At 67.0% G+C, this 13561-nt stretch carries 16 protein-coding genes; 14 read left to right on the top strand and 2 right to left on the bottom strand.

Going from position 1 to position 13561, the window contains the following annotated elements:
* The first annotated feature begins 1 nt into the window (after position 1).
* From QQ25_RS18980 to QQ25_RS18950, 7 genes are all read left to right on the top strand, one after another.
* Positions 2 to 394, top strand: coding sequence for an ectoine synthase (locus tag QQ25_RS18980; protein ID WP_029108854.1), 393 nt, complete (start codon positions 2 to 4; stop codon positions 392 to 394).
* Positions 391 to 1317, top strand: a complete 927-nt coding sequence (thpD, locus tag QQ25_RS18975) for an ectoine hydroxylase (RefSeq protein WP_039380448.1) — start codon at positions 391 to 393, stop codon at positions 1315 to 1317. The genes QQ25_RS18980 and thpD overlap by 4 nt, the downstream gene beginning before the upstream one ends.
* A 9-nt stretch (positions 1318 to 1326) precedes the next feature.
* Positions 1327 to 2835, top strand: a complete 1509-nt coding sequence (gene dop, locus QQ25_RS18970; protein WP_039321421.1) for a depupylase/deamidase Dop — start codon at positions 1327 to 1329, stop codon at positions 2833 to 2835.
* Positions 2836 to 2940: 105 nt separating this feature from the next.
* On the top strand, positions 2941 to 3135 hold the full coding sequence (locus QQ25_RS18965) for a ubiquitin-like protein Pup (protein ID WP_003880265.1): 195 nt from the start codon (positions 2941 to 2943) through the stop codon (positions 3133 to 3135).
* Positions 3132 to 3989, top strand: a complete 858-nt coding sequence (gene prcB, locus QQ25_RS18960) for a proteasome subunit beta (RefSeq protein ID WP_039380446.1) — start codon at positions 3132 to 3134, stop codon at positions 3987 to 3989. Before QQ25_RS18965 ends, prcB begins: the two co-directional genes overlap by 4 nt.
* On the top strand, positions 3989 to 4729 hold the full coding sequence (gene prcA / locus QQ25_RS18955; protein ID WP_039321419.1) for a proteasome subunit alpha: 741 nt from the start codon (positions 3989 to 3991) through the stop codon (positions 4727 to 4729). The genes prcB and prcA overlap by 1 nt, the downstream gene beginning before the upstream one ends.
* A 5-nt stretch (positions 4730 to 4734) precedes the next feature.
* Complete coding sequence (locus tag QQ25_RS18950; protein WP_039321418.1) at positions 4735 to 5472, top strand: YqjF family protein; 738 nt, start codon at positions 4735 to 4737, stop codon at positions 5470 to 5472.
* Here QQ25_RS18950 and QQ25_RS18945 read toward each other — a convergent pair.
* On the bottom strand, positions 5462 to 6187 hold the full coding sequence (locus tag QQ25_RS18945) for an SDR family NAD(P)-dependent oxidoreductase (RefSeq protein ID WP_039321417.1): 726 nt from the start codon (positions 6185 to 6187) through the stop codon (positions 5462 to 5464). The two genes, QQ25_RS18950 and QQ25_RS18945, sit on opposite strands and share 11 nt — an antisense overlap.
* Before the next feature lie 55 nt (positions 6188 to 6242).
* Here QQ25_RS18945 and QQ25_RS18940 point away from each other — a divergent pair, with 55 nt between their 5' ends.
* Entirely contained in the window at positions 6243 to 6869 is a 627-nt protein-coding gene (locus QQ25_RS18940; RefSeq protein WP_039321619.1) for a TetR/AcrR family transcriptional regulator, read from the top strand.
* Here the strand turns inward: QQ25_RS18940 and QQ25_RS18935 are convergent.
* Positions 6801 to 7238 (bottom strand): hypothetical protein, encoded by a 438-nt coding sequence (locus tag QQ25_RS18935; RefSeq protein WP_039321416.1) that lies wholly within the window; start codon positions 7236 to 7238, stop codon positions 6801 to 6803. The two genes, QQ25_RS18940 and QQ25_RS18935, sit on opposite strands and share 69 nt — an antisense overlap.
* Positions 7239 to 7319: 81 nt before the next feature.
* Between QQ25_RS18935 and QQ25_RS29790 the strand changes: the two genes are divergently transcribed.
* The 6 genes from QQ25_RS29790 to QQ25_RS18905 all read left to right on the top strand — a co-directional run bounded on the left by QQ25_RS29790 (position 7320) and on the right by QQ25_RS18905 (position 13552).
* On the top strand, positions 7320 to 7991 hold the full coding sequence (locus tag QQ25_RS29790) for a TetR/AcrR family transcriptional regulator (RefSeq protein WP_052235918.1): 672 nt from the start codon (positions 7320 to 7322) through the stop codon (positions 7989 to 7991).
* An 88-nt stretch (positions 7992 to 8079) separates the two neighbouring features.
* Positions 8080 to 9072: a nitrilase-related carbon-nitrogen hydrolase gene (locus QQ25_RS18925; protein ID WP_039380444.1), complete on the top strand. Its 993-nt coding sequence runs from the start codon at positions 8080 to 8082 to the stop codon at positions 9070 to 9072.
* On the top strand, positions 9069 to 10100 hold the full coding sequence (locus QQ25_RS18920) for an agmatine deiminase family protein (RefSeq protein WP_039380442.1): 1032 nt from the start codon (positions 9069 to 9071) through the stop codon (positions 10098 to 10100). Before QQ25_RS18925 ends, QQ25_RS18920 begins: the two co-directional genes overlap by 4 nt.
* Positions 10101 to 10232: 132 nt before the next feature.
* Positions 10233 to 11591, top strand: coding sequence for a Pup--protein ligase (gene pafA / locus QQ25_RS18915; RefSeq protein ID WP_029108862.1), 1359 nt, complete (start codon positions 10233 to 10235; stop codon positions 11589 to 11591).
* Positions 11592 to 11609: 18 nt separating this feature from the next.
* A complete protein-coding gene (locus tag QQ25_RS18910) occupies positions 11610 to 12599 on the top strand; it encodes a helix-turn-helix transcriptional regulator (protein ID WP_039380440.1) in 990 nt (329 codons plus the stop codon).
* Positions 12596 to 13552: a helix-turn-helix transcriptional regulator gene (locus tag QQ25_RS18905; protein WP_039380438.1), complete on the top strand. Its 957-nt coding sequence runs from the start codon at positions 12596 to 12598 to the stop codon at positions 13550 to 13552. The genes QQ25_RS18910 and QQ25_RS18905 overlap by 4 nt, the downstream gene beginning before the upstream one ends.
* The last annotated feature ends 9 nt before the right edge of the window (positions 13553 to 13561 follow it).

Here is a 13561-nt window from a genome sequence, read left to right as displayed (position 1 = left end):
CATGATCGTTCGCACCACAGCTGAGATCACCGGAACAGACCGCGATGTGGCCGACGGAACCTGGCGATCCAAGCGCATCCTCCTGGCCGGCGACGGTGTCGGCTTCTCGTTCCACGAGACCACCATCGAGGCCGGGTCGGTCAACGAGTTCCACTACCAGCACCACATCGAGGCGGTCTGGGTCATCGAGGGCACGGGCACGCTGACGGATCTGCAGACCGGTCAGCAGTACCCGCTCGCCGACGGGACCATGTATGTCCTCAACAACCATGACCGCCACCGGGTTACGTGCGACGAGCAACTCCGGATGTTGTGCGTGTTCAATCCGCCGGTGACCGGGCGGGAGGTCCACGACGAGAACGGTGTCTACCCGGCGCCGCAGTCGGTCGCATGACGGCAGTCCAGCGAGAACCCGTGGGCGGACCGCGCGCGGAGTCGGCCGCTGTCGAGGATCGTTACCCGACCCGACTCGACCACGCGATCGATCCGATACCGCGCCAGGAGCCCGTGGTGTGGGGCGGTGTGGCCGACGGGCCGCTGAGCCAGCACCACCTCGACGGCTTCTCCGAGTACGGCTACCTGGTTGCGCCCGAGACGGTGTCCGATGATTGGCTGCCGTTGTTGCGGCACGAAATCGACCGGGTGGCAGTGGATCTGGAGAAGGACGATCCGCGTGTGATCCGTGAGCCGGGCGGCACGATCCGGTCGATCTTCGAGCCTCATCTGCTGAGCGATCTGGTGGCTCAGGTGGTCCGGCTGGACACGGTGCTGCCGGTCGCGCGGCAGTTGCTCGGCGGCGACGTCTACATCCACCAGGCCCGGATCAACCTCATGCCCGGTTTCACCGGGACGGGGTTCTACTGGCATTCGGACTTCGAGACCTGGCATGCCGAGGACGGCATGCCGGCCATCCGCGCCGTCTCGTGCTCGATCGCCCTGACCGAGAACTACCCCTACAACGGGTCGCTGATGGTGATCCCCGGCTCGCACCAGACGTTCTATCCGTGCGTCGGCGCCACGCCCGAGGACAACCACGACACCTCCCTGGTCGCCCAGAGCGTGGGTGTGCCCGATCAGACGACACTGACCAAGGCCGTCGACGAGCACGACATCCACCAGTTCACCGGTCCGCCCGGGACCGCGCTGTGGTTCGACGCGAACCTGCTGCACGGGTCGGGGTCCAACATCACGCCGCTGCCGAGGTCGAATGTCTTCCTGGTGTTCAACTCGGTCGAGAACGCACTGACCGAGCCGTTCGCCGCCCCGCGGCCACGGCCCGAATACCTTGCGGCTCGGGGTGCGCAGGCCGTCGCCTAGGCTGGCCCCATGCAACGGATTATCGGAACAGAGGTCGAATACGGCATCTCATCGCCGTCCGATCCGACCGCCAATCCGATCTTGACCTCGACTCAGGCGGTGCTGGCGTACGCGGCTGCCGCCGGCATCCAGCGTGGAAAGCGCACGCGGTGGGATTACGAGGTCGAGAGCCCGCTGCGCGACGCTCGCGGATTCGACCTGTCGCGGGCTTCGGGGCCGGCTCCGATCGTCGATGCCGACGAGGTGGGTGCGGCCAACATGATCCTCACCAACGGCGCCCGGCTGTATGTGGACCATGCCCACCCGGAGTACTCGGCGCCCGAGTGCACCGATCCGATGGATGCGGTGATCTGGGACAAGGCTGGTGAGCGCGTGATGGAGGCCGCGGCCCGGCACGTCGCCAGCGTGCCCGGCGCCGCCAAGCTCCAGCTCTACAAGAACAACATCGACAACAAGGGTGCGTCCTACGGTTCGCACGAGAACTACCTGATGAGCCGTCAGACCCCGTTCTCCGCGGTGATCGCCGGGTTCACGCCGTTCCTGGTGTCCCGGCAGGTGGTGACGGGTTCCGGCCGGGTCGGCATCGGACCGTCAGGCGACGATCCCGGCTTCCAGCTCTCGCAACGCGCCGACTACATCGAGGTCGAGGTGGGTCTGGAGACCACCCTCAAGCGCGGCATCATCAACACCCGGGACGAGCCGCACGCCGACGCCGACAAGTACCGCAGGCTGCACGTCATCATCGGCGACGCCAACCTGGCCGAGACGTCGACCTACCTCAAGGTCGGCACCAGCTCGCTGGTGCTCGACCTGATCGAGGAGGGCCCGCAGTTCGGGCTGGATCTGTCCGATCTCGCGTTGGCCCGGCCGGTGCACGCGGTGCACGTGATCAGCCGCGATCCGTCGCTGCGGGCCACGGTCGCGCTCGCCGACGGCCGTGAGATGACCGCGCTGGCGCTGCAACGGGTGTATCTGGAGCGGGTGGCCAAACTGGTCGACATCAAGGACGCCGACCCGCGGGCCTCCCACGTCGTCGAGACCTGGGCCCATGTTCTGGACCTGCTGGAACGCGATCCCATGGAATGCGCCGACATCCTGGACTGGCCGGCGAAGTTGCGGTTGCTGGAGGGGTTCCGTCAGCGCGAGAACCTCAGCTGGCAGGCGCCCCGGCTCCACCTGGTCGATCTGCAGTACTCCGATGTCCGGCTGGACAAGGGCCTGTACAACCGACTGGTGGCGCGCGGTTCGATGAAGCGGCTGGTCACCGAGCAGCAGGTGATCGACGCGGTCGACAACCCGCCGACCGACACCCGGGCCTATTTCCGCGGTGAATGCCTGCGCCGATTCGGTTCCGACATCGCCGCGGCCAGCTGGGACTCGGTCATCTTCGATCTCGGCGGCGATTCGCTCGTCCGGATTCCGACGTTGGAGCCGCTACGTGGCAGTAAGGCGCATGTGGGCGCCCTGCTGGACTCTGTGGACAGCGCCGCCGAACTCGTCGAGCAACTCACCAACTGACCATCTCCGGCGGTGAGCTATCCCGGGCAATCCGGGTGCCGACCGGTACTGTGGAAGGACCGGTTGGGCGGTTAGCCCGGCCGATGACAATTGCAGGAGGCAGCGATGGCTCAAGAGCAGACCAAGCGTGGCGGTGGCGGCGGCGAGGATGACGACCTCCCGGGTGCATCTGCCGCCGGCCAGGAGCGTCGCGAGAAACTGGCCGAGGAGACTGACGATCTGCTCGATGAGATCGACGACGTGCTGGAAGAGAACGCGGAAGACTTCGTGCGTGCGTACGTCCAAAAGGGCGGCCAGTGATCTGGCGCGATAACCTGTCCTCTTCCCAACCACTCTCCGGTACACCGTCTGTTGCCATGGATCTGTCGTCGTTCTCTGATCTTCTGCGTCGACAGGCCCCCGAACTGTTGCCGGTCAACCGTATCGACGGCGGAGCGATCAACCCGACCAACGCGGTGCCGCACGGTACGACCATCGTCGCGATCAAGTACCCGGGCGGGGTGCTGATCGCCGGTGACCGCCGCTCCACCCAGGGCAACATGATCGCCGGTCGCGACGTGCAGAAGGTGTACATCACCGACGACTACACGGCGACGGGCATCGCGGGCACGGCCGCCATCGCGGTCGAGTTCGCCCGGCTCTACGCCGTCGAACTGGAGCACTACGAGAAGGTCGAAGGCGTGCCGCTGACGTTCCGCGGCAAGGTGAACCGGCTGGCCATCATGGTGCGCGGCAATCTGGGCGCGGCACTGCAGGGCTTTGTGGCGCTGCCCCTGCTGGTGGGTTTTGATGTTGATGCCGGAGATCCGCAACACGCGGGCCGCATCGTCTCGTTCGACGCCGCAGGCGGGTGGAACATCGAGGAAGAGGGTTACCAGTCGGTGGGCTCGGGCTCGATCTTCGCCAAGTCCTCGATCAAGAAGCTGTATTCGCAAGCGGTTGATGCGGATTCGGCTTTGAAGGTGGCCATCGAGGCGCTCTACGATGCCGCCGACGACGACTCCGCCACCGGCGGCCCGGACTTGGTGCGCGGCATCTACCCGACCGCGGTCACCATCGGTGCCGAGGGGGCCGTGGAGATCGCCGAGGAGCGCATCGCCGAACTCGCTCGCGAAGTCATCGCGCGCCGCACCCGGACAGGCGGTGAAGGCTGATGAGCTTCCCGTACTTCATCTCGCCTGAACAGGCGATGCGGGAGCGCTCCGAGCTGGCGCGCAAGGGCATCGCCCGCGGGCGCAGCGTGGTGGCACTTGCCTACGACGGCGGCGTGCTGTTCGTCGCCGAGAACCCGTCGCGGTCCCTGCAGAAGGTCAGTGAGCTCTACGACCGGGTCGGTTTCGCCGCCGTCGGCCGGTTCAACGAGTTCGACAAGCTGCGGGTGGCCGGAATCCAGTACGCGGACACCCGTGGCTATGCCTACGACCGTCGCGACGTCACCGGCCGCCAGCTGGCAAACGTCTACGCGCAGGCCCTGGGGACCATCTTCACCGAGCAGGCCAAACCGTTCGAGGTTGAGCTGTGCGTGGCGGAGGTGGCGCATCACGGCGAGACCAAACCGCCTGAGCTGTACCGGATCACCTATGACGGTTCGATCGCCGATGAGCCGCACTTCGTGGTGATGGGCGGCACCACCGAGCCGATCATCGCCGCGCTGAACGAGTCGTATGCCGAGAATGCGGACCTCGCCGCCGCGGTCAAGATCGCGGTGGAGGCGCTGAGCGCGAGCGCCAACGGCTCCGAGCCGCGCGCATTGGGCCCCGCCACCCTCGAGGTGGCGGTCCTCGATGCCACGCGGCCGCGCCGCTGCTTCCGACGGATCACCGGCACGGCGCTGGAAGCGCTTCTGCCCGAAGCGGATTCGGCTTCAGATTCGGATGCCAAAGCGTCTGAGTAGCCGCTGTGTCCGAGCCGGTCAGTCCCGAAGCGCCAGGACTGACCGGTGCTCGGATCCTGCGTCAGAACTGGGTCGATCTGGCCTTTTTGCATTGGCCGGTCGATCCCGGACGCATCGCACACCTGTTTCCCGACGGCACTGAGCCCGATACGTTCGACGGTCTCACCTACGTGGGCCTGGTCGCCTTCCGGATGACCGGCACCGGGTTCGGATACGGCCCTGGCGTGCTCGGCAGTTTCCTGGAGACCAATGTCCGCTTGTATTCGGCCGACCGCACCGGGCGTCGTGGAGTGGTGTTTCTGAGCTTGGACACTCCGCGGCTCGATGTCGTGCTCGCCGCCCGCGCGGCGCTGGGAATCCGGTACCGGTGGGCCAGGATGTCGTACGGCCGGACGGGGGATCGGCATACCTACACGACCGCCGTGCGCTGGCCTCGAACCCGGGCGTCCAGCCGGATCGAGGTCCGAGCCGGCGACATTCTGGTGCCCGGGCCGCTCGAGCATTTCCTTTCTGCGCGGTGGGGCCTGCACGTCGCTCATGGCGGGCGCACCTGGTATGTGCCCAACGAGCATCCGGCCTGGTCGTTGCGGTCCGCGGAACTGATCGGCTTCGAGGAGTCGGGACTGTTCGGGTCGGTCGGACTCGGCGACGTGTGCGCCGGGCAGCCGGTTCATGTCATGTTCAGCGACGGCGTGCCGGCCAGATTCGGAATTCCGTGGCGGGCAGGCACAGCTAGGCGATGACGTTGACGACTGCCTCCGCGTCCGTGCGGTCGGTGTAGAGCTGCCAGACCCGCTCGGCCAGGTCGTCTGGATTCAGCGTGTGGATCGCGATGCCGGCGAACTGCTCCGAATCGGCCATCGCGCGATGGATGTCGCCGCGCTCGATCAGGCCGCCGATCGTGAGGGTGCCGGCGTAGATCCCGGCGGGGGCGAGTGCGGCATGCAGGGTGAGTGCATAGTTGCGCAGAGCGGCGGCGGCCAGTGCCAGCCCACCGAGCGCGGGCATCGGCACCACACTGCTCAGCCCGCCGGCGAACAGCAGTCCTCCGCTGCCGCGCTGCCGCATCTCGGGTAGCAGCTGGGAGGCGAAGTCGACCGCGGGCACGACGGTGTCGAGCGCCGACTTCGCGCCTGCGGCGTCGAGATCGGCGATGTCGTCCGTCGGCGCCGTTTCGAAGGCGGCCGGACCGTAGTAGCCGACGTCGATGCGGCCGAACCGGGCGCGCACCGCGTCGATGGCCGTCCGCAGCTGATCGGGCCGGGACGCGTCGGCGACAAACGCGGCCGCCTCGATGCCCTTGTCGCCCAATGACGCCAGATAACTCGAATGTCGTTGTGGTGAACGTGAAATCAGGGCCACGCGGTATCCCGCGGTGCCGAATCTGTGTGCGACCGACAGGCCGAGACCGGGGCCGACGCCGAGAACCACCAGGACGGGAGCAGAAGTTGAGGTCATGCTCAACTTAGTATCACAAGTTGAGTGGTCCCTCAACTTCGCTAGGATGAACGCCATGTCGGCGATGCGCGCGGATGCTGTCCGTAACCGGGACCGCCTGGTGGCAGCGGCCGCCGAACTCTTCACCGAACGCGGGGTCGACGTACCTCTCGAGGAGGTCGCCCGAAAGGCGGGCGTGAGTATCGGCACGCTCTACAACCACTTTCCGAACCGTGGCGCACTCCTGGATGTGGTGCTGTCGGACCGGTTGGCCGTCATCGACCGGTTGGCGCAGCAGGCGCTCGCCGATGCCGACCCATGGCGGGGGTTCACGGAATTCCTGGACAGCCTGTTCGCGATGCAGGCCTCCGACCGCAGCATCAACGACGCGGTGGCGCGCAATCCGGTCGGTGCCGTCGATGTTGCGGGGGAGTGTGGCCGTGCCGGCGGGCTGCTGGAGGTCGTCGTCGAACAGGCTCGTAGCGCCGGAGCGCTACGAGCCGACTTCGGTGCCGACGACCTCGCAACGTTGATGTGGGCGATGTCGAAGGTGATCGCGATGGCCGACGGTGACGATGCCGTATGGCGACGTCACCTGGCTTTCGTGTTGGACGGGCTCAAGGGTCCCGCCGCATCAGCGCGCGTCGGTGTGCTCGGGGCGCCAGCCGACGTAGGTCAACCACAGCCCCATCGCGGTCAGTAGCAGGAAGAAGCCGCGCGCGGCGATCAGCAACGCGGGGCTGGTCACCGTGGCGTCGGCGCCGGTCTGGATGGCCGATGGGAAGGCCATCATGGCTGCCCCGCGTAGCGCGACGAACCAGCCGAACACAGAGATCAGTACCGCGGTGACGCTGTACCAGTACTGGTGGAACGCGATCACCACCAGGCCCATCATGAGCATCGCCGCACCGAGGATCCAGGGCAGGGTTCCGCTGGTGAACAGGTCGCTCAGCAGGTCGCCCAGGCCGGGCAGCCGGACCGCGATGATCACGGTGGCGACGGCGACGAAGGGGCCGAGGACCCGGGCGAACGCGCGGGTGCGTTGCTGGGCCAGTGGCGTTGGCTGGGGCATGGAACCCTCCTGATTAATAAACCGACCGTCGGTCTATTTTTAGGCTAAGCTCGGCAAGCGTCGAACGTCAATGGAGGATTCGTGGCCCGGCAGGTGAACTCGTCCGAACACGCCGCCCGGCGGCGCGAGATCCTGGCCGCAGCGCTCCGGCTGATGCATGACAAGGGCTATGAAGCCATGACGATCGACGATCTGCTGGCCGAGTTGCAGGTCTCAAAAGGGGCTCTGTACCACTATTTTCGCTCGAAGAAGGCCCTGCTGGAAGGCGTCATCGAGCAGATGGGCGAAAGCGCGAGCGCGCATTTGGCCGGCATCGTCGACGACCCCGACCGCGGTGCGCTGGACAAACTGAACGCCTACCTGGATGCGTCCAGGGCCTGGAAATCGGACAGCCCGACCGAGGTGGCGACGCTGATCCGGCTGTGGCACGACGAGAACAACGCGCTGTTGCGACAGAAGATGACCCAGGGTTCGATGCGCACGACGGCGCCCATGCTCGAAGCGATCATCCGGCAGGGGTGCGCCGAGGGGGTCTTCGACACCGACTACCCGCATGAGGCCGCAGGGATCATCACCGGGATGGGGCTGCACCTGGCCGACGCCTTCATCGACGCCATCGAGGCCGACGGGGCAGTGGGCAGCGACATCAGCGGGCCCCATGCGCAGAAGGTCGTTGGCGCCTATCTGCAGGCGTTCGAACGCATCCTGGGTGCACCCCCGGACTCGCTGCGGTCGACTCAGGGCGAATCGTAGTTTTGCCGCGGTGCCCGTACCGGCTCTTTACAACGGGTGTCGACGGGTTCACAATAAAACGAATTTGATTCGTTTTAGGAGACGGCCGATGATCACCCTGACCGCCAGCGCGCCAGAGTCGTTGTCCCGCAGCGTCGAGTCGACGCGCCTGCGGCTGCGGGTCGGGTTGGTCCAGCATCGTTGGCGGCCCGACGCGGCCGAACTGGCCACGGTGTTGCGGGACGGTGTGGACCGGGCCGCCGGTGCCGGGGCCACCCTGGTCTGCCTGCCCGAGATCACGTTGCTGCGCTACCCCGCGGACACCCCGGCCGGGCCCAACCCTGGCGCGTCGGCAGAGGATCTCACCGGGGGACCGACCTTCGCCCTGGCCGCGAGCGCGGCCCGGGCCAACGGCATCTTCGTGCACGCCTCGCTGTACGAAAAAGCTCCGGCCGCAGATGGATTGGGCTTCAATACGGCAATCCTGGTGGCCCCGTCCGGGGAGTTGGCCGGCTACACTCGCAAGCTGCACATCCCGATTTCGGCGGGTTACTACGAGGACACCTATTTCCGGCCCGGCCCGGGGCCGTCGGCCGAAAGCGATCCGTATCCGGTGTACAACCCCGAGGGCCTGGGCGCCCGCGTCGGCCTGCCGACCTGCTGGGACGAATGGTTCCCCGAAGTGTCGCGCAGCTACGCACTCGGTGGCGCCGAGATCCTGGTCTATCCGACGGCGATCGGCTCTGAGCCGGTGTTCCCGGCCTTCGACACTCAACCGCTGTGGCAGCAGGTGATCGTCGCCAACGGCATCAACAGTGGGCTGTTCATGGTGGTGCCGAACCGGATCGGTGACGAGGGCAAGGTCACCTTCTACGGTTCGTCGTTCATCTCCGACCCGTTCGGCCGGGTACTGGTGCAGGCACCTCGGGACGAAGAAGCCGTGCTGGTCGCGGACCTCGACCTGGATCAGCGCCGGGACTGGCTGGAGCTCTTCCCGTTCCTGCTGACCCGGCGGCCCGACACCTACGCCGCCCTGACCGCGCCGGTCGATGTGGCGCACCCGTACGGGGTCGGCCACCAAGCCACCGCAGTGGTGAAATGACCGCCTACCGAATGCCGGCCGAGGGCGCACCGCAGGATCGCGTCTGGATGGCATTCCCGTCCGCCGGTTATTCGCTGGGAGACACCGCGGAAGAACACCACGAAGCACGTACCACCTGGGCGGCGGTGGCGCACGCGGTGTTGGAGTTCGAACCGGTGACGATGGTGGTGGACCCCGCCGAAATGCCTGCGGCGCGGCGCTATCTGTCCGGCGCCGTCGACATCGTCGAGGCGCCGCTCGACGACGCCTGGATGCGCGACATCGGCCCCACCTTCGTCCATGCCGAGGACGGTTCGGTGGCCGCGGTGGACTGGGTGTTCAACGGTTGGGGCGCGCAAGACTGGGCGCAGTGGGACCTCGACTCGAAAATCGCTGCTGCTGTTGCTGATTGGTCCGGTGTTCCGGTGGTCGATTCGAAGCTGGTGAACGAGGGCGGCGGTATCCAGGTCGACGGGCTGGGGACCGCGCTGGTCACCGAGACCGTGCAACTGGACCCCGGCCGCAACCCCGGCGCCACCAAGGCTGACGTCGAAGCCGAGCTGGCTCGCACCATCGGTGCCGATCACGCGGTCTGGTTGCCGCGTGGGCTGACCCGTGACTCGCAGCGCTTCGGCACGCGCGGTCACGTCGACATCGTCGCGGCGATACCGTCGCCCGGACGGCTGATGCTGCATGCGCAGCCGGCCGAAAATCACCCAGATCACTTGGTGTGCAAGGAAATTCGTGCAGCGATCGAGCAGACCGGCGACGTCGCGGGACGGCCGTGGGAGATCGTCGACCTTCCGGCGCCCGGCCAGTTGACCGACGCCGATGGTTTCGTGGACTACAGCTACATCAATCACCTGGTGGTCAACGGCGGAGTGATCGCTTGCGCTTTCGGCGACCCACGCGACGCCGACGCGGCGGCGATCCTGGCCGAACAGTATCCGGGCCGCCGTGTCGTCAGCGTCGACGCCCGCCCGTTGTTCGCGCGCGGCGGAGGCATTCACTGCATCACCCAGCAGCAGCCCGCGCCGTGCCGGCAGTGATCATGCCGACCGAACCGCAGCTCACCTCGGCCCCGCCGGACAGCGACGACCGGCGGCCGTGGATGACCACGGCCGCAAACGGATCGGGGTGGTTGCCGCCCATGTTCTGCCCGAACCCGTAAGCTCGATCTCGTGCAGCGGCGAATCATGGGCATCGAGACAGAATTCGGTGTGACCTGCACCTTTCACGGGCATCGCAGGTTGTCACCCGATGAGGTGGCGCGCTACCTGTTCCGGCGGGTGGTGTCGTGGGGACGCAGTTCCAACGTGTTCCTACGCAATGGCGCCCGGTTGTATCTTGACGTGGGCAGTCACCCCGAATACGCGACTGCCGAATGCGACAACCTGACCCAGCTGGTCACCCACGACCGCGCCGGCGAGCGCGTCCTGGAAGATCTGTTGATCGATGCCGAGCAGCGGCTCGCCGACGAGGGCATCGGCGGCGACATCTACCTGTTCAAGAACAACACCGACTCGGCGGGCAACTCTTACGGCTGCCACGAGAACTACCTGATCGTGCGGGCCGGGGAATTCTCCCGGATCTCCGACGTGCTCCTGCCGTTCCTGGTGACCCGCCAGCTCATCTGCGGTGCGGGCAAGGTGCTGCAGACGCCGAAGGCGGCGACCTTCTGCCTGAGCCAGCGCGCCGAGCACATCTGGGAGGGCGTCTCCAGCGCGACGACGCGGTCGCGCCCGATCATCAACACCCGCGACGAGCCGCACGCCGATGCCGAGAAGTACCGCAGGCTGCACGTCATCGTCGGTGACTCCAACATGTGCGAGTCCACCACGATGCTCAAGGTGGGCACCGCCTCGCTGGTGCTGGAGATGATCGAAGCCGGCGTCCCGTTCCGCGACTTCTCCCTGGACAACCCGATCCGGGCCATCCGCGAGGTCAGCCACGACCTGACCGGGCGGCGCCCGGTGCGGCTGGCCGGTGGGCGGCAGGCCAGCGCTCTGGACATCCAGCGCGAGTACTACGCGCGGGCCGTGGAGTATCTGCAGACCCGCGAACCGAGCACGCAGATCGAGCAGGTGGTCGATCTGTGGGGCCGCCAACTCGACGCGGTCGAGTCCCAGGATTTCGCGAAGGTCGACACCGAGATCGACTGGGTGATCAAGCGCAAGCTGTTCCAGCGCTACCAGGACCGCTACAGCATGGAGCTGTCCGACCCCAAGATCAGCCAGCTCGATCTCGCCTACCACGACATCAAGCGTGGCCGTGGAGTGTTCGACCTGTTGCAGCGCAAAGGGCTCGCGGCCCGGATCACCACCGACGAGGAGATCGACGCCGCGGTCAACACCCCGCCACAAACCACCCGGGCCAAGCTGCGCGGCGAGTTCATCAGCGCTGCACAGGAGGCGGGTCGCGACTTCACCGTCGACTGGGTGCACCTCAAGCTCAACGACCAGGCGCAGCGCACCGTGCTCTGCAAGGATCCATTCCGGTCGGTCGATGAGCGGGTCAAGCGCCTGATCGCCAGCATGTGAGCTCTAAGCTCTCATCTCGTGGCGGTATCCAAAGTCGAGCGGTTGATGAACCTTGTCATCGCCCTGCTCTCGACCGATCGTTTTCTGCCGGCGGAGAAGATCCGCAAAATCGTTCAGGGCTACGAGGACAGCGCCAGCGACGAGGCGTTCTCGCGCATGTTCGAGCGCGACAAGAACGAGTTGCGCGATCTGGGAATCCCGCTGGAGACCGGCCGGGTGTCGAAGTTCGATCCCGCCGAGGGCTATCGGATCAACCGTGAGGCCTATGCACTGCCGGCCGTCGAGTTGACCACCGACGAGGCCGCTGCCGTCGCGGTGGCCACCCAGCTGTGGCAGTCGCCGGAGTTGATCACCGCGACCCAGGGCGCGTTGCTCAAGTTGCGGGCAGCCGGTGTCGACGTCGAAGGCGGCGATCCGTCCGTCGCGATCACCTCCACGGCCGCGCTGCCCGGCATCCGGGGTTCGGAGAAGGTTCTGGGAACGCTGTTGTCGGCCATCGACAGCGGCCGGGTGGTGCAGTTCGAACACCGGTATTCGCGCAGCGACCCGTACACCACCCGCACGGTCGAGCCGTGGGGTGTGGTGACGCACCGGGGCCGTTGGTACCTCGTCGGCCATGACCGTCTGCGCGATGACACCCGGACCTTCCGGCTGTCCCGCCTCGGTGACACGGTCACCGCGATCGGAGATCCCGGCGCCGTGCACAAGCCCGATGGCGTCAACCTTCGTGAGGTGGTGCAGCGCGTCGTCGCCGAATCCCCGACCGGGGAACAGGCACAAGTGTGGGTGGCAGACGGCCGGGCGACCGCCTTGCGCCGGCAGGCCATCGCGACCGTGCCGCGCACGCTGGCAGGCCGCGCCGGTGAGGAGATCACCGTCGACATCGGCGGGTACGACAGATTGGCCAGGGAGATCGCGAGTTACGGGGCCGACGCGGTGGCACTGTCGCCGCAAGCGCTGCGCGACGATGTGTTGGTGCGGTTGCGGGCGCAGGCGGTGCGCTCATGAGCCACGTTTCCAACCGGCTGGTCCGGATGCTGAACATGGTGCCGTACTTCCAGGCCAACCCCAAGGTCACCCGGGCCGAGGCGGCCAGCGTGCTGGGAGTCACCCGTAAGCAGCTCGATGACGACCTTCGGCAGCTGTGGATGTGCGGTCTGCCCGGGTACAGCCCCGGCGATCTCATCGACTTCGATTTCGAAGGTGACACGGTTGAAGTCACGTTCAGCGCCGGCGTCGACCGGCCGCTGCGACTCACCTCGACCGAAGCGACCGGCATCCTGGTGGCGCTGCGGGCATTGGTCGACGTGCCCGGCATGGTCGATCCGGAAGCCGCGCGCAGCGCGATCGCCAAGATCGAATCCGCCGCAGGCAGCAAGCTGGCGGCCGTCGACGAGCCCGCGCAGACCGAGAGTGTCGCCGCCGCGGCCGTGCGGGCGGCGGTGCGCGACGGCCGGGCGGTGACGTTGGAGTACTACTCGGCGTCGCGGGATTCGTTGAGCCGTCGCACCGTCGACCCGATCCGGGTGGCACTGGTCGGAGACAACAGTTACCTGGAGGCGTGGTGCCGCACCGCCGAGGCGGTCCGGCTGTTTCGCTTCGATCGCATCGTCGACGCGCAGGTGCTCGACGAGGCATCTTCGCCGCCGCCGCCGGCGGTGCAGGCCGGCCCGGACACGTCGCTGTTCGATGCGGATCCGGCCTTACCGTCGGCCACCCTGCTGGTCGACGCGACCGCGTCGTGGGTGTTCGACTACTACCCGTTGCGGGTGGTCAACGAACTGCCCGGGGGTGCCTGCGAGGCCGCGATGACCTACGCCTCCGACGAGTGGATGGCGCGGTTCGTGCTCGGTTTCGGCTCGGCCGTCACTGTGCTGGCCCCGGAGTCGTTGGCGCAGCGGGTGCGGGATGCGGCTGCCGAGGCACTGCGTGTCTACGACGCCGACGACGCACGCGGGTAGACTCGGCAC

The sequence above is a fragment of the Mycolicibacterium setense genome (genome assembly GCF_000805385.1).
Lineage (GTDB): Bacteria > Actinomycetota > Actinomycetes > Mycobacteriales > Mycobacteriaceae > Mycobacterium > Mycobacterium setense.
This window is presented reverse-complemented; position numbering and strand designations above follow the sequence as displayed.